Genomic DNA, 16,323 nt, shown 5'->3' on the forward strand with positions numbered 1-16,323 from the left:
ATCAACCTTGATAAGAACGAACATCAAATGAACCTCGATCGATTGGATCATTTAGTTTTAACGGTACGCGATCTGGAAGCAACGTGTGATTTTTACACGACCGTTTTAGGAATGACGATCGTGACCTTTGGGGATAACCGCAAAGCCCTACAAGTTGGACAACAAAAGATAAATCTACATCAGGCTGGACAAGAATTTGAACCGAAAGCTGCTGCGCCAACGCCCGGTTCTGCTGATGTGTGTTTCATGACCAGCACGCCATTGGAACACGTGATCATCCATCTGCAAACGCAGGGTGTCGCGATCGAGGAAGGAATCGTGCCACGCACGGGGACATTAGGAGCGATGCGATCGATCTACATCCGCGATCCCGATGGTAACTTGATTGAACTCTCGAACTCCATCGATTGCTGTGCATGAAGCAACCCAGCGACCTACCCTCTATGCTTGTTCAGTGTAGAGTTAAGCATGTCGAGTCAGATGTCTACTAGGCTTACCCACACCTTTCCTTATGCGTACCATTGCCGAAATCAATGAAAAGATTCGCCGTCGCCAAGCCGTTGTTTGGACGGTCGAAGAATTGAAAGCGCGGGTACAGACAATCGGAGTGGGGCAAGCGGCGAAGGAAGTCGATGTTGTGACAACGGGCACATTTGAGCCGATGGAATCGTCGGGCGCTATCCTCAATCTGGGTCACACCGATCCCCCCATCAACATTCGCCAATGCTGGTTAGATGGCGTACCAGCCTACTCCGGCTTTGGAGCCGTAGATCTCTACCTCGGTGCAACGCAAATGTCCGATTTTGGGGGCATGGCCGATGGCGGTGATGGTGGCGAGTTGCGCGACCGGGGAGGTGGACATGTGATTGCTGATCTAGTGGCTGGCAAAACGGTACATTTGCGGGCGATCGGACAGGTGAGTGATTGCTACTCGCGAGCTTCCTTCGAAACCACCATCACCCGCAACACTATTAATCAATTTTACTTATTTAACCCTAGAAATCTATATCAGAATTTTATTGTAGGGGTGAACGGAGGCGATCGACTGCTCCATACCTACTTGGGGCCGCTACAACCCCATCTAGGCAACGCCGTGTATTCCAATCCAGGGGCGATTTCCCCGTTGCTTAACGATCCTGATTTAGAGTTAATTGGCATTGGCACACGCATTTTTCTGGGCGGCGGTGTGGGCTATGTCGCCTGGGAAGGGACACAACATTTTCCGCTACAAAAACGATTGCCCAATCGCACCCCGATCGGCCCGGCTGCAACGCTAGCGTTAATCGGAGATGCCAAACAAATGCAGGCGCGCTGGGTGCGCGGTTGTTTTTTCAAAAGCTATGGCCCGTCATTGATGCTGGGGGTGGGAATTCCCTTACCTGTGTTGCATGAAGAGGTAGTAGCCCGCTGTGCGGTACAAGATCACGAGTTGGCCGCTCCAATTATGGATTTTTCAATTCCGCGACGAGTACGTCCTACCTTTGGATTGGTGAGCTATGCTCAACTTAAATCCGGTCGAATTACTATTGAAGGAAAATCAGTGCGTGTAGCGCCGCTTGCTAGTATTTATTTATCTCGACAGGTGGCGCTAGAGCTAAAACAATGGATTACGTCGGGCAAATTTACACTCACTGAAGCGGTAGCTCCGATTTCAATGGAACGATCGTTTCTGGCTCAGGAACAGTGGGGAACTCGTATTTCATTGGAATGAAAAGTTTTGAAATTTTTAGCCGCCCGATGATTGCTACCGATACTTCTCAAAACAAAACCTGCCCGTACAGAGGGCAGGGGCTGTGCTCAACTGAAGCAATTGCCGTTAACTCTCAGGATTATCTAAGTTGCGGCGCTTAATGGGACGAGGGCTGGGCGGGCGATTTTCTCGATTTTGCGGAGGAGTCGGACGATCGCTACCACCACTGCGAGTTGGACGCTGTTGACCATCGCGATTCTGCCAGCGCTTCCGAGGGGGGCCGCCCTGCGGTCTTCTGCCACCGCCGCCCCGACGCTGATTGAACGGAGGTCGCTTGCTGCGTTTTTGGGGCGGCACTGCCCCGATCATGGTGCCTTCTTGAACCACCAGCATGTTACCTTCTCGCTGAACATGCAAATCCCAAAAATAGCCGACAGCCTTGCCTTCTAGTGCCCCCACCAGCATGACCTTAAACGCTTTATTCTCGGTTGTACCCGGACGAGGCGCTCGCCGAATTTTCACTAGCAAGCGCTTATCTTCGATTGATTGATAAATTACCTCACCCCGCACTGAGAAATACCGATCGTCGAGATCATCAGCAGTCGCCTGGGCTGGAGTGCTCTCGGTGGCGACGCGGTTAGATTCTGACCCTGTTTCCGACGGTGTTATAGCAGCGGTATCGCTCGGAGCCAATTCTGTCTCAGTCTCTACCTGTACATCAGATTCTGCGGCCTTTTCCTCGGTCGTTGTACCGAGCGCTGTGTCTGTTGTTGCGGCTTCAGATGACTCATCCACAGCCTCTAATTCTGATTCGGTTGCCTCTGCCTCTACCAGCCCTGTTTCCTCGTTAATGGCATCGATAGCTGGCTCTTCGGTGTTGTCGCCGAATCGCTCGTCATCTGCGTCATCTTCTGCGTCATCTAATGTCTCTAATGTCTCGTCTGTTTCATCCTCAACCATCGCTTCGTCCACTAGATCGTCCGATAGATCGAGATCATCCTCCTCAGATTCATCTTCGGACAGGCTTAATGCTGAGTCAGCCATTTCCCGATTGAGATTTTCGGGTTCCCAAACGCCCACAATTTGCACATGCAAATTGCCATCGCCCTTCTCTCGGGTGCGAGGATAGACGACCCAGAGGTGAGACTGCTCCAAGTCTAGATGCTTTTTCACCAAGCTCATCACCCGTCCCAGCAAAACGGCTCCGATCTCAACGCCATCATCTGTGATAATTTCACCGCGTGTAAACTGTTCTCCAGACGGGACATACTTTCCGCGAATTAAGCCGATCGCCCGATATTGCATGGGTTCGCTGGCTGGCGGAATCGGTTGCTGTCGTAGAACAGATTGTTTGGCTGATTCGCCTTCCGACGCCGGGATTTCCGACGAAGTGCCTGCTGATGCAGTTGAAACAGCGCCAGATGGAGAAGATTCAGCAGCTTGAGGGGGCGTTGTAGACTCGGTGGAAGCAGTGGAAGCGGACTCTGTAGATGAGGACTCTGTAGATGAAGATGAGGGATCTGTAGATGACATGGTCTCTGACGGAGTGGGAGGAGCGGGAGGAACTGCAATTAAAGGTGAATCGAGAGGCTGATCCATTGCGTTTTCTGCGGAAGACGGAGGTTGCGGGACGACTTTGGCTGGATCATCAGCCGATGGCTTTGAGGACGAAGCCAACTTAGATGACTGATGAGACTTGTTCTGGGCAGAACTCATAGAACCTCCTTGATAGCGGGAACTCGCCGTTCACCGTTAGCTAGAACAGCAGCACATAACCTGAACACTAAATTCTAGTGTGGAATTAAACACTAGGTTAGCATTCAGCTTGAAAGTACTCTGCATATAGGTTAGGTCTTTAGGCAGTGAACTGAGACAATTTGGACGATGTATTCCAACAGGACTAAAATTCTAGCCTTAAGCTGGGAACAATACGTCTTAACTTCACAGTTTTCTGTCTAAGTTTCCAATTTCAGAGTTCCCAACTTTCAACGAAGTTATGAGAACGACCCTGTTTGATTTATCCATTTTGTTTATACAATTGCGATCGCCGAGATCAGGGATTTCTGCTGTAAATTCTCTGCAAAGAGTTGATTTTGGCTTAGTTTAGGACACTTGGCAGAGATCGCTAAGATGGCTGTAGAGTTTGGAAACAAAGTGTGCTTAAAAAGCAAAATCGCTGGATTATTACAACCGTGATGGCATTAGTGGCGCTAGCGTTTGCCGGACTGTCCATTGCCCCCTTGTTAGGAGCGTTTCAAAATACTCCCCAGGTTGCGGCTAGTCCTAGTTCCCCACAAGAGCGATTAGAAACCGAGGCTAAGGGCTATGAGTTAGTGCTTCAGCGCGAACCAGACAACCAAGCGGCACTGCGAGGTTTGATTGAAGTACGGGTTCAACAGGGAAATATTGAAGCGATCGTGCCCGTTCTGGAAAAATTGGCAGAACAAAACCCAGACCAAGCCGACTATCAGGTGTTGTTGGCACAAACCAAGCAGCGCACAGGAGATTTAGAAGGTGCGGCCCAAGCCTATCGCACGGTGTTAGAAACTCGTCCAGGCGATATCAATGCGCTCAAAGGGTTGTCAGATCTGTTGATTCAGCAGGAACGCCCGCAGGCGGCGATCGGGCTATTGGAAGAGACGTTAAACACAGCCGATGCGGTTAACCAAGCTCAGCCTGGCACGATTGATCCAACTTCAGTTCGGGTGTTGTTAGGAGAAGTATACTTCAAACAACAACGGTATGAGGACGCGATCGCCACGTATGACCAGGCTGCTCAAATCAATCCTGAAGATTTTCGCCCAATTTTAGGAAAAGCCCTCGTTCTGCAAGCCCAAGGCAAAACCGAGGAAGCAGCCCCCCTCTTTGCTTCGGCTGAATCGCTGGCTCCGGCTCAATTTAAAGATCAGGTGAAACAACTGGCTGCTGCCCCCAGTCCGTCCCCGGTTCCAACGACAGAGGTGACTCCTGAAGAGCCAGCAGTTGAGAGTGGGGAGTAGGGAATGGAGAATGGAGAGCTGCTCTTCGGTGGTTGATTCGATGGTTGATTCGGTATTCAATCGAGGGTGATTTGCTCTAGCACTTTGATTTCTCCTTCGTCGTTGACTGTCCAAACGTCGTAGTTGCCAACCACGTCGCCGTGTTCGTCTAAATTCAAGTTGCTGCCAGCCCCTTGATAGTCAATGTCTTGTCCTGATTTCAATAGCTTGAGACCTGTACAGATGTTGGTGACTTCAACTCCAGGTGGATTGGCGACCATCGCCAGTTGCTCCTTGATTAAAGCTCCGTCATTGGAGCTAGCCGCCTGAGCCGCTAGCATTAGTAGGGCCACTGCATCCCACGTATGGGCTACATAGGCTCCCGGTGTTTCCCCTAAACGCTCTTTCCACAACTCTATAAAGTTATCCAAGGCAGGACCCGATGCCCGGGGAACGGCTCCAAAGGCTCCTTTCAGAACCTCTTTGCCATCGTAGAATTTGTTGATTTCTTCGAGTAGTGACTGGGGTTGGATGTTGCCCGCAATTAAAACGGGTGTTCCTTGAGATAGTCCAGCTTCGTAAGCCGCTGTCAGCAATAGCGCTCCCCCTTGATCATCTAAGGCGGCTACAACTGCGTCGGGTTCTCCAGCATAGGGTGAAAAGGCTTCAAAAGCTTCAAAGGTTAAACTGCTGGCTTCGGGAGGATAGCGAGTGGGGTAATCTTTGTTGAGGACAGTTCCACCTAAGGCTTCAAAGGCTTCAATAAAAGCTTGTTCAAAACTGATCCCGTCATCTGTGTTGGCCACGACGATCGACACCCTGCGATAGCGGCGTTTGATAGCTAGCTTAGCAAGAGCACGAGCTTGATACATATCCGAGGGAACCGTGCGGGCCCAATATCCTTCAAATTCTCCGTTTGCGGCTCGTTCAGAGAAAACTGGGCTGGTGGTAGCAGGCGATACGATCGGAATTTTGTTTTGCACTGCAATATCCAGCGCTTGGCGGGCGTCACTATCGACAAAGCCGATCGCGACAACGTTAACTTTCTCAACCGAAATGAGCTTTGTCATAGCCGATGCAGCTACCTCTGACCGTGACTGATCATCCTCTACAACTAAACTCACGCTGTGATCGTTGACACCCCCACAAGCATTCACTTGGTCAATAAGCAGCGGCAAGGTTTCAATCATAGGTTGTCCAACGCTAGCCAATTCGCCTGTATATGGCAGGATGGCCCCAACTTTGAGTCCTTCTGGCTCTTCTACCAGCGGATCATCCGGTGTGACTGGCGGAGTGCTGCCTAAGGATTGACACGCAGCTAATGGGGCAATTGCGAAGCAGCCGATCACCAAGGACAACAGTTGTTTGTGCAATCGACATGTTTTGCGATTGAGGTTTTCACTCGTTAATGTTTTGCGATTTATCATTTTTATCAACCACACCATCAGCACCTATGCAGCCAACCACGCGATGCCCCTTCTTGATATCCCTGTCGTAACGACCTCGGCATCAAGGCGATGCTTTTAGTCATAATCCTCGCTAAACTTTTGCGCAAAGGACAGGTTTCTTAACTGCAATCGTTACAATCTGTCTGCAATCCGGAAGATGTTTCGGGAGTTGCCGTTATGATGAGTAGACCGTTGGATTAACCAGCGTCCAACATTCAACAATCTAATCCAAAACCTAATCCAACCATCTAATCCTAGGGGACTTTTCAGGGAACGCCTTGAATGTTTTGTCTCCCTTAAAACTAATTCAATCTGCTCAGGTGACTTCACGTTTTAACGTCGCATATGCCTTCAGCTTCAACGCAATCACGATCGGCATTAGGCAGCACCCCTACGGCTGCGTCCACAGGTGTGCCCTTTCCTCGCTCGGAACCCGGAGAAACCAAGTTTACTAACGCTGACTCTGTCGGTATGAGCCAGGTGATTGTTAGCTTTAACCAGGTTAGCAAGGTTTATCGCAATGGTTGTCAAGCCCTGGAGGCGATTAACCTCCAAATTCGTCGGGGAGACTTTTTATTTATTACAGGTGCATCGGGGTCGGGCAAGTCAACGCTATTAAAGCTGATGTATGGTGAAGAACGTCCAACACAGGGCGAGGTGATGATCAATGATGCCAACCTAGCGGGACTGCGTGGCGATCGGCTGTCAAAGCTCCGGCGTCAGATTGGCGTTGTTTTTCAAGACTATAAGCTCATTCCCCGGCGCACGGTCTTTGAAAACGTGGCGTTTGTGTTGTGGGCCCAGGGTTTTACCCGCAAGGAAATCCATCGGCGCTTGTTGCCAACCCTAAAACTCGTGGGATTGCACACCAAAGCCGATTGCTTTCCAGAGGAATTATCTGGGGGTGAACAACAGCGCGTCAGCATTGCCCGAGCGATCGTTAGCACTCCTCCGCTACTGCTAGCCGATGAACCAACGGGCAATCTTGATCCAGATAATTCGCTTCAGGTGCTCAAAATCCTCAAAAAGCTGAATGCGATCGGTATCACAATTGTCCTCACTACCCACGATGAGCAGCTTGTTCGAGCCACTCGCGATCCGGTGATGCAGCTACGCAACGGGCATCTGTTTCAGGCTCGATGAAGAGTATCGCTACTCGGATCTACCTTGTGACGTTTTATTCAGCTTTTCGAGGGGTTGCCGGAGACGGCACAGGCGATGTTGCCCGTTTCAGCAGCCGATCGCGAATCTGATTCAGTTGAGCTTGGCTGTCAATTGGCGATCGAGGCTGCGGTAATTCGTTATTGGGCCAGGTGTTTAAATCATTGCAAGGGCAATCTAGGGTTTGTGCCCCTAGGCTCACCATTGGCACAGGCATCGCACAGCGAGCGCACGATTCGATCTCCCACTGCGAGGATAGCAACTCATGGATACTTTGTGACGTGCCTTCTAGATAGCAACGATGACCATCAAACTCAAGCACCCGGTTCCAGCAGGCTTCAAATTCAGGGCTATAGTGGTTGTTCTGAAGCACAGGTTGAGGCAGCAGGGTTTCTTGCCCATCATTCAGCACAAGAGGCTTGCCAAGCTGGAACCAGTAAGCGAGATACCGTTTGACCTGATCAGAAGACGCCATAATTCCTTTGCACGCTGCTGTTATAACAAACAAGAACCAAAACTGTTAAACCAAAACACCAAAACTTTTACAAAAATAGAAGATTGCTAAATTGCTGACTCAAATGTACACAAGTCACTATTTCTGATCACTCTATCCAAAGAACGGCTCTGTAAAGTGTGATAAAGCTAGGATCTTTCTCTATCCTAACGAGGATAGGGCCCCTTCTCCAGCTTAAAATCCGTAACAATCATTAAAGTTCTATAGAGAATTGATCACGAGTTGAAGCATTGTTTGAGAAACACTTGACCAAGGGGACTCCTAATTGACTGAGATTTAAGGCATATCCGCCTGTGACGAGGTAAACCGGATCAGCCAATCCTCCAATATGTCGAGTTAATTTCCCCAATCGATCGCGAAACTGACGCCCGCTTGGATAAGCCGGTACAACGCCCCAACCTGCTTCTTCGCTGACCAGAATCACCAACCGATCGGTTGTCGCTAAACACTGCAATAAATCTTCAGCCGTGTGTTCCCAAGCGGTGTCATCTTGGTCAAGAAAGTTTGCCAGCCAGGTTCCTAGTGAATCAATTAGTAAGCAAGCACTTGCTGGACTCCTACGAATAGTAGCCGCTAGCTCGATAGGGGCTTCGATCGTTTGCCAAGAAGCTGGACGACGGCGCTGATGTTCAGCGATTCGGGCCTGCCAATCTGGGTCATTCGGGTCAAGGTGGGCTGTGGCGACATAAATCACAGGCTGACCTGACTGCACGGCCAACATCTCTGCCCATTCACTTTTGCCCGACCGGGCTGGGCCTGTCACCAAAATCGGAGGCTGACTCATAGGCGTCTACTTAGGAAAATAAAAAACATATATCTGACCAGAAAAAAATCGTTAGAATGATCGTTGTATTCGGATTATTCAACTACAGGTAGTGTGTTGAGGCTGTGGCAACGGTTTTTTAAGCAATGGGCATTGGAGCCACTGTGTTGGGGGATGATCTAATCCACCAGCAATCCTGTTTCTGTCTGGTATTGATTCAGGACGATCGAGGAGATTAGATTCGGGACTTTGTCAGAGTAGTAGCTCAGCACTTCGACACTAGCTTGGGGAAACTGCGCTATGAAACTTAGCTTAAAGCGGATTGCAGCCACGTTAGATCAGCTTGGTGCTTACATCAGCGCCGCGAATATATGCCCGATTGATTACAGTGATTACGCCACTAGTCATGTTGGTCTTTCTCGTTTAGGTTTAAGGAGCGCGATGTCTTCCACTCAGCCAGCCAAGATGAAATCCTCATCGATTGAACCGTTTCCCTTACCTAACCCATTGGGCGGGGCGCTGTCAACGACTCCTGGAACCTCTGGAATGTCTCCAAAGCCGTCAAAGAAGCAGTCTCAGGACCAATCAGCTAGTCAGCGTCATCAAGCGCAACGGATAGCGCCAACAGATGCTATGGCTTCGGGTGGGGCGTCTCTGACGGGACAACCTGGCACGATGATGTCACCGGGTAAGCCAGGCAAAGGCCACCCCACCCCAGATCCATCACAGCGGGCGGGTCTCGAAATGGGGGAACCTCGGTATGCTGCCAATCCAAACTTGGCGATCGGGCTGTTGAAGCAGGTGGAGACGCTTGTCCAAGGGTGGCAGGCTGAACTTGAACAGATTGCTCAGCAAATTCGAGCTATTTATGACGATGGTCCAATTGTAGATGGTTGGCTAGAATCCTACCCTGCTGATGCACAGCCTGCTCAAGCAGCCAGCGTATCGGTGTTGCGCTATGCCGAAATTGATCACTTGATGAAGCTAGTTGAACAGATCTGTGCTACCCAGCCTACCTCTATGAGTGAGGACATGTGCCGTACGCAGTATCGCCTCTGTGGCCTCGATCCAGATGGTAAGCTGTGGTCGCGTCCCTGCCCTTCCCAGCAAGTTCCCTACGTTAGTTTGGCGATCGCCCGATATCAAAAACTGCGAACCTTGTTTGCCAAAAAGCAATCAATCGACGCTCGCCTTATGAACTTGGTTGAGTCTCTCACTCGGCTACATGGGCAAATCGGGCATCATTAAAGTCTTTCTCGAGAAAATCTTACTCGAGGTAGCCCTTATCCTTGCGATTGTCCTTCATCTGCCAGCACTTTCTCCCTAGAATCTCCCCAGTAAGCGCTATACGTCCACACCTCATTGTTACCACGTGTCTCCATTGACCAGCGATAGATGGCGGATTTAGGATCGACGCCAACTTCGATCAGCTTAGCGCCCATGTAATATTCCATCTGCATTTTGGTTCGCTCTTTTAACGCGGGTGGTTTGTTTTTTTCGATCGTGCGAGACAAATGTGCTTGGGTATGTTTAGCCATAGAACGAAATCGGAACGTCGAAAGCGTTGCGTTGATTAATCTTCTAATTATCTGATTAAGGAGAATTGGTCGTGGAATTGCTAGTGGGTGAATTCGTAGCGGCGCTAGCGGTAAATGTGCGTTCTTCAACGGCTCCGAGTTCTCCCATCCGTTCAGCTCTAGCGTTGTTAAAGGCGACTTGAACGGCTCCAGCATTGCCCGCCACAATCGTTACAGCTTCCCGACCGTTCCAACGACGTCGAGTGCCTCTTGGTAATGTTTCCTCTAGAGCGACCTGCCCATCGACGATTACTTGAATCCAAGAATCACCCGTTAGATTTACGTCTACGGTGACAGGAGCGGCTGGCGATTGAGCCGGACTGGGCTGTAGCGTGGGCGAAGGAGACGCCACGGGAGACGAAGCGCTAGCTGGCTGGTTAGGTGAGGGAGACGGCGAAGGGGGTGTTACCGTTGCGGTAGTGGGAGTAGGTGCGGTCGCGGTTGCAGGCGGTTCTGCGTCGGCTGGGGCAGGCGATGGATCGGCAACGACAGTCGGTTGCGCGTCAGAGCGGCTGAGTAACCAATACAGTCCTCCTGCTAACAATGCTAGTCCTAGCCCAAGCCCCCAAATCGGCAAGCCCGATCGGCGAGAGCGCCGCATTGAAAATCGTTTAGGCAGTGGGGCATCTACAACAATCGGTTCGGAGGTGGAGTGAGCGAGGGATTCATCAATGTAATCAGGTTTCGCATCGAGATGAGTTGCTGCATTGTTGACGGGAAATTGCTGGGCAATCTCCCAACCGTCTAGCCCCAAAGCATCGGCATAGCGACGAATGAACCCTTGCACAAACACTGGCTCTGGTAATATTTGCGATTGCCCCGCCTCGATCGCTCGCAGCAACCGTAGCGGAATGTAGGTTCTTGCCGCAATTTCCTCCAAGGTACGCGCTTGGCCTTGGCGAATTTCACCAAGGTAAGCCCCGATGGCTTGCAATTGCTCTGACTGTGTTGAGTCCAGTTTATTCACCCTTTTTCCCCAACTGTTCTACAAACGGTCTACAAACGCCTATAGGTCGTAAATCCACAAAACTTAATAGTGACTATTAAGTTAATCCTTTGAGCGGTCATTTTCAAGCGGCACCGGCACCGGATCATATCCGCCGGGATGAAATGGATGGCAGCGCAACAGGCGGCGCACGCTGAGCCACCCTCCCTGAATTGGGCCAAAGCGATCGATGGCTTCTATAGCGTACTGCGAACAAGTCGGTTGAAACCGACAGGTAGGCGGAAATAGAGGCGAGATGCCCACGCGATACAGTCGAATCAATCCAATCAGCAAAAATTTCATGATTCTTATTCTAGAAAATGCTTCTAGGCAGAACGATCGTTAAACTCTTGGTTGCCATACGCCCACAGGCTGGCAAACCCTGCCCTTAGAGCTTCTACCAGTCCAGCGATCGAGTTTGCTCAACGGATGGTATCGATGGCTCAAGCGGCAACGTCAGGGTAAAGGTGACTTGATTATTGCTGCTGTTTACCCAGATCTTAGCGCCTAGATGCTCAGCCAATCGCTTTACTAGGGCTAATCCCAGTCCTGTGCCTCCATACTGCCAGAGATCGGGACTGGGAATTCGATAAAATTTATCAAAAATTCGTGGAAGGTCAGCCGCAGGAATTTCAATTCCGGAGTTGCAAACCTGGAGCTTCAATTGTGAAGTTGTTACTAGCGGAGAAGCGGTGCGTAGCAGGAGAAAGTCAGTAGCGTTGGGTCGATCGGCTCGTGAGTGAGCATTGGCTTGACCAGAAACGTAATCTACCATAACTCTAATATTTTCTCCGGCTGGAGTATATTTACAGGCGTTGTGCACCAGTTCCGTGAGAATTCGCTCTAAGCTACGCAGATCAGTGGATACTAACGGTACAGTGTCTGAAATCTCGACTTGTAGCCGTTGAGCTTGGCAGCGGGCCCGTTCTAGAAACGGTTCAAGCACATGGGGAATCCAGACTTGTAAGTTAATCGGGGTTAGAACGATCGGCTCTGTGCCAGCTTCTAACCGAGACAGATCTAATAAATCATTGATGAGCTTGGTTTCCCGAATACACTCATCTTGTAACATACGAAAGTAGCGAATAGATTGCTGAAACGAGGCAGGATGTGGCAATGCATGGACAAAATAACGGGCTGGCAAGCGATCCGTTGAATGGTAGGTAGAATCACAAACAGACGATGGGCAACGATCTGAGTGGTGAAGATCTGAAGAACAGCAGTCTGGTATGGCTGGCTGATGGCAAACTGAATCACCCTTAACGTCAGTTTCTTGCTCTGGAAACAGCAACAGTTCGAGCATTTGAATCGCCATTTCAATGTTTGCCATTGGCGATCGCAGTTCATGGGAGACGGTATTCAAAAATTCATCTTTGAGAGCGTTGAGTTGTTCTAATTTGCGAACTTGGGCTTGGGCTGCTTGATAGAGACGAGCTTGCGGAATGGCGATCGCACACTGGTGTGCAACTTGTTCAATTAACCATATTACTTCTGGGTCAAAATAGGTATCTGCTTGGTTATACAGCCAGATTTCGCCAATTGCTGTGCCGTTGTGCATGATGGGGCAACACAGCACTGCCACGGGTTGGTTAAGCGAACGGAGATGAACAGGTAACACAATCCAACAGAATTGAAGACAGTGCCCTCGCAAAAGCTCGGAGTAAAGGTCGAGATGTTCGGACATCTCCAAGACCAGTCCTTGTACAGTCGGCATCTTACCCGCTGGAGTAAACTCATAGGCAATGGTTGACGTGCCCTGCGTCCAATCCAGTTGCCCCACTTGGCAGCTATAGGTGTTTAGACCGATCGCTAGTTCTTGTGCAGTTGCTTGTAGGATTTGGGCTTCGTCTAGACTAGCGCGTACCCGATCGGTGATTTGTCGCAGCAACGCTTCCAACTTCAGCCGCTTTTCCCAGCGTTGCGCCGGGGACGAGAGGGCTGATTCCAGTTCGAAGGGAGGCAATAGAGCCTGGACAGAACCATTCATCGATGATGTACTCTGCAATTGCTCTAACTTGGCTGCCAAAATCAGGGCTACACCTTGCCATATGTCCAGTTCGCTGGTTTCCCACCTATGGGGATGACGATGAATCAAGACGATCGCCCCTTGCACCTGCTGATGTACCATCAACGGCACTATCAGAACCGCACCGATACCATAAGAGTCCAATACTTGCTGCTCGGTTGCTGAACCCTCGATATGGGTCTGCTGAATCACATCTCCTTGCTGTAACCGCATAAACCAATGGGACAACTCTGGTTCTGCTAGCAGCATTGCTCCATCGATCGCCGCAACCGTTATATCTGTGTCTGATACTTTTGTGTCTGACCAAGTGGCCACCAACTGTACAGATTGGATAGATGGTTGAGCGTTTGTTTGTAGGCTTGGAACGAATACCGCCGCCGATGCATCAGTGACAGCAAAATTTAACTCAACCAAACAGGCATGAGCCGCACCAGAAGCCACTCCAACTCGCTCGATGACCGCTGTATAGCAAGCATGAGCACTCTGACAGAACAACAACCGCCGTTCAATTTCAATTAAGGCATTGAGATAGGGGTTGCGGATCGGTACCATTTGGTGGGGATGCTGTTATTTTGCTTATGTCACGTGACACTAACCTTTAACTCCACTGCCTGTTTCGGTTGGCACGATGTAACGTTGCATCAGTCCAAAAAATAGCAAAATTGGCGCGATCGAAATCACCGATCCGGCGGCAATCAATCGCCAATCCAAGGAGAAAGCCCCGGCTAATTTGGCAACTCCAAGCGGCAGGGTGTAATAGTCTGGCTGATCCAACACAAGCAGTGGCCAGAGAAAATCACTCCAAGAACCAATAAACACGAAAATTGCAAGTGTCACCAAGGCTGGGCGAATAGAGGGCAGCATCACAAACCACCAAATGCCCAATTCCGAGCAACCATCCATGCGGGCTGCCTCCTCTAGTTCTTTGGGAACTCCTTGAAATGCTTGGCGCAGTAGAAAAATGCCAAACGCAGACGCAATCGCCGGAAAAATTAACCCTAAATAGGTGTTTCGCAATCCCAACTGCACGGTGAGGATATACAGCGGAATCATGACAATCTGAAACGGAATCAGAATGGTGGAAACAATCAGCGAAAAGATTAGCTCGCGTCCCCGAAATTGCAGCCGCGCCAACGGATACGCCGCCAGTGAACAGAGAAGCAGATTCAGCCCCACCGTTAGCACTGCTACCACACTGCTGTTAAACAAATAGCGCCCAAACGGATTCGTTTGCCAAACTTTGACAAAATTCTGTACCGTTGGCTGCTGGGGAATAAACTGCGGCGGGAATTGAAAGATATTCTCTGTGGGTGATTTGAACGCTGTGCTGGTTAACCAAATCAACGGCAGCAGCATCACCAAGGCGATCGCGCTCAACAGCAAATAGGTCCAAACCGGACGCAGCGAGGAAGCTAGGAGCCGAAAAGAGTTCTGAGCAGGACGTGAAAACGGACGCTCCATACCTTCTATGCCAACCTGCTCCTTCATGCATCCTCCGCTTCCCTATCACCTATTACCCACTACCTACTACCTTTTACCACCTATCAGACTAACTGCGTCATCTCATCATGTTGAGGGTGTAACGATTTACCCGCTTGCAGTGCCCCATAGAGACGGTTTAAGGCGTTCATGTAAGCTTGGGCCGAAGCGACAATAATGTCAGTGTGAGCACCGTGACCAGAAAAGATCCGATCGTCATGCTTCAAGCGAATCGTGACTTCACCGATCGCGTCAATGCCAGCTGTAACGGATTGCACCGAGAATTCAATTAGTTGGTTGGGAATATCAACCACACGATTGATGGCTTTGTAAACCGCATCGACAGGCCCTGTACCGATCGCTGCATCCGTCAATTCTTCACCGGTGGGAGTGTGTAAAGTGACGGTAGCCGTAGCGCGGGCATGATCGCCACACGAGACTTGTACGTGCTCTAGCCGAAATAGTTCTGGTACTTGCTGCACTTCATCGTTGGCGATCGCTTCCAGATCCCAATCAGTGATTTCTTTCTTCTTATCGGCCAGTTCCTTAAAGCGCAGAAAGGCCCGGTTTAGCTCTTGATCGCTCAGTTCAAAGCCCAGTTCTTTCAGACGTGTGCGGAAGGCATTGCGGCCTGAATGCTTGCCCAGCACAATCTGATTATCGTTGAGTCCGATCGACTGCGCATCCATAATTTCGTAGGTAAGCTTGTGCTTCAGCACGCCATCCTGGTGAATCCCCGATTCATGGGCAAAGGCGTTGGCCCCCACGATCGCTTTATTGGGCTGTACCAGCATTCCGGTGAGGTTAGAAACCAATCGCGAGGTTTTGTAGAGTTGGCGCGTGTCAATGTTGGTCAACGGCGCTTCCGATTCTGGAGGACGCCCCAAAAAGGGATTGAAATACTGCCGGCGCACATGCAATGCCATCACCAGTTCTTCTAGTGCTGCGTTGCCCGCCCGTTCGCCAATGCCATTGATGGTACATTCCAACTGCCGCGCCCCATTCTTGACCGCTTCCAGGAAGTTGGCCACCGCTAGCCCCAAATCGTTGTGTCCATGCACCGAAATGATGGCTTGATCGATATTGGGCACATTGTCTTTGATGCCGCGAATCAGTGCACCGAACTCTGAAGGCGTCGTGTAGCCCACGGTATCGGGAATATTGATGGTGGTGGCTCCAGCGGCGATCGCCCGTTCCAGCACTTGATACAAAAATTCGGGGTCTGATCGTCCAGCATCTTCCGGCGAAAACTCGACATCCTCGACAAACGATTTGGCATAAGCCACCATTTCTGGTGCAATGTCCAACACCTCTTGGCGCGTTTTTTTCAGCTTATATTCCAAGTGAATGTCGGAGGTGGCAATAAAGGTGTGAATGCGGGGTTTGGCAGCAGGGGCCAACGCTTTAGCCGCCGTTTCAATATCTTGACGAGTTGCTCGGGCCAGACCACAAATGGTGGGGCCATGCTCTACTCCTACCTGCTGGGCAATTTTCTGCACAGCTTCAAAGTCCCCCGGACTGGCAAAGGGAAATCCTGCCTCAATGACATCTACACCCAACCGCGCCAGTTGTCGGGCAATCGATAGCTTTTCTTCAACGTTGAGCGTAGCACCAGGTGATTGTTCACCATCACGAAGCGTGGTATCGAAGATGATAATGCGATCGGGCTGCAACGGATTATTCATAGCAGGATTAACCGAAA

At 50.3% G+C, this 16,323-nt stretch carries 14 protein-coding genes and 1 pseudogene; 5 read left to right on the forward strand and 10 right to left on the reverse strand.

All coding sequences use genetic code 11. From position 1 onward, the window contains the following. Positions 1-27 precede the first annotated feature (27 nt). Both OXH18_RS12000 and OXH18_RS12005 read left to right on the forward strand, forming a co-directional pair. Positions 28-420, forward strand: a complete 393-nt coding sequence (locus OXH18_RS12000; protein ID WP_268613016.1) for a VOC family protein — start codon at positions 28-30, stop codon at positions 418-420. 91 nt (positions 421-511) lie between these two features. Then, complete coding sequence (locus OXH18_RS12005; RefSeq protein WP_268613017.1) at positions 512-1,711, forward strand: homocysteine biosynthesis protein; 1,200 nt, start codon at positions 512-514, stop codon at positions 1,709-1,711. 1,031 nt (positions 1,712-2,742) lie between these two features. Here the strand turns inward: OXH18_RS12005 and OXH18_RS25330 are convergent. Continuing rightward, positions 2,743-3,034 (reverse strand): annotated as a pseudogene (locus OXH18_RS25330) (hypothetical protein); the annotation flags it as partial. A gap of 812 nt (positions 3,035-3,846) precedes the next feature. Here OXH18_RS25330 and OXH18_RS12015 point away from each other — a divergent pair. Next, positions 3,847-4,689 (forward strand): tetratricopeptide repeat protein, encoded by an 843-nt coding sequence (locus OXH18_RS12015; RefSeq protein ID WP_268613019.1) that lies wholly within the window; start codon positions 3,847-3,849, stop codon positions 4,687-4,689. A gap of 56 nt (positions 4,690-4,745) precedes the next feature. Here OXH18_RS12015 and OXH18_RS12020 read toward each other — a convergent pair whose 3' ends face one another. After that, a complete protein-coding gene (locus tag OXH18_RS12020; protein WP_268613020.1) occupies positions 4,746-6,095 on the reverse strand; it encodes an ABC transporter substrate-binding protein in 1,350 nt (449 codons plus the stop codon). 366 nt (positions 6,096-6,461) lie between these two features. On the opposite strand from OXH18_RS12020, the gene ftsE reads away from it, so the two are divergent. Further along, positions 6,462-7,259, forward strand: a complete 798-nt coding sequence (ftsE, locus tag OXH18_RS12025) for a cell division ATP-binding protein FtsE (protein ID WP_390904369.1) — start codon at positions 6,462-6,464, stop codon at positions 7,257-7,259. 34 nt (positions 7,260-7,293) lie between these two features. Here the strand turns inward: ftsE and OXH18_RS12030 are convergent, their stop codons facing one another. Together OXH18_RS12030 and cobU are read right to left on the reverse strand one after the other, a co-directional pair. Then, positions 7,294-7,752 carry a hypothetical protein gene (locus OXH18_RS12030; protein WP_268613021.1) on the reverse strand — a complete coding sequence of 153 codons (459 nt, stop codon included), beginning with the start codon at positions 7,750-7,752 and terminating at the stop codon, positions 7,294-7,296. A 232-nt stretch (positions 7,753-7,984) separates the two neighbouring features. Then, complete coding sequence (cobU, locus tag OXH18_RS12035) at positions 7,985-8,575, reverse strand: bifunctional adenosylcobinamide kinase/adenosylcobinamide-phosphate guanylyltransferase (RefSeq protein ID WP_268613022.1); 591 nt, start codon at positions 8,573-8,575, stop codon at positions 7,985-7,987. Positions 8,576-8,854: 279 nt separating this feature from the next. Here cobU and OXH18_RS12040 point away from each other — a divergent pair, with 279 nt between their 5' ends. Then, complete coding sequence (locus OXH18_RS12040) at positions 8,855-9,802, forward strand: hypothetical protein (protein WP_268613023.1); 948 nt, start codon at positions 8,855-8,857, stop codon at positions 9,800-9,802. 35 nt (positions 9,803-9,837) lie between these two features. On the opposite strand, the gene OXH18_RS12045 is transcribed toward OXH18_RS12040, so the two are convergent. The 6 genes from OXH18_RS12045 to OXH18_RS12070 all read right to left on the reverse strand — a co-directional run bounded on the left by OXH18_RS12045 (position 9,838) and on the right by OXH18_RS12070 (position 16,306). After that, positions 9,838-10,092 carry a hypothetical protein gene (locus OXH18_RS12045; protein WP_268613024.1) on the reverse strand — a complete coding sequence of 85 codons (255 nt, stop codon included), beginning with the start codon at positions 10,090-10,092 and terminating at the stop codon, positions 9,838-9,840. Positions 10,093-10,147: 55 nt separating this feature from the next. Then, positions 10,148-11,098, reverse strand: coding sequence for a helix-turn-helix domain-containing protein (locus OXH18_RS12050; protein WP_268613025.1), 951 nt, complete (start codon positions 11,096-11,098; stop codon positions 10,148-10,150). Positions 11,099-11,179: 81 nt separating this feature from the next. Next, the gene (gene yidD, locus OXH18_RS12055) at positions 11,180-11,419 is read right to left on the reverse strand and encodes a membrane protein insertion efficiency factor YidD (RefSeq protein WP_268613026.1); all 240 of its coding nucleotides are present in this window, start codon (positions 11,417-11,419) and stop codon (positions 11,180-11,182) included. 94 nt (positions 11,420-11,513) lie between these two features. Next, positions 11,514-13,694 (reverse strand): sensor histidine kinase, encoded by a 2,181-nt coding sequence (locus tag OXH18_RS12060; protein ID WP_268613027.1) that lies wholly within the window; start codon positions 13,692-13,694, stop codon positions 11,514-11,516. 39 nt (positions 13,695-13,733) lie between these two features. Beyond that, positions 13,734-14,498: a carbohydrate ABC transporter permease gene (locus tag OXH18_RS12065; protein ID WP_268613170.1), complete on the reverse strand. Its 765-nt coding sequence runs from the start codon at positions 14,496-14,498 to the stop codon at positions 13,734-13,736. Between the two features lie 188 nt (positions 14,499-14,686). Continuing rightward, on the reverse strand, positions 14,687-16,306 hold the full coding sequence (locus tag OXH18_RS12070) for a 2-isopropylmalate synthase (protein ID WP_268613028.1): 1,620 nt from the start codon (positions 16,304-16,306) through the stop codon (positions 14,687-14,689). Positions 16,307-16,323 lie beyond the last annotated feature (17 nt).

Source organism: Thermocoleostomius sinensis A174, assembly GCF_026802175.1.
Taxonomy (GTDB): Bacteria; Cyanobacteriota; Cyanobacteriia; order Elainellales; family Elainellaceae; genus Thermocoleostomius; species Thermocoleostomius sinensis.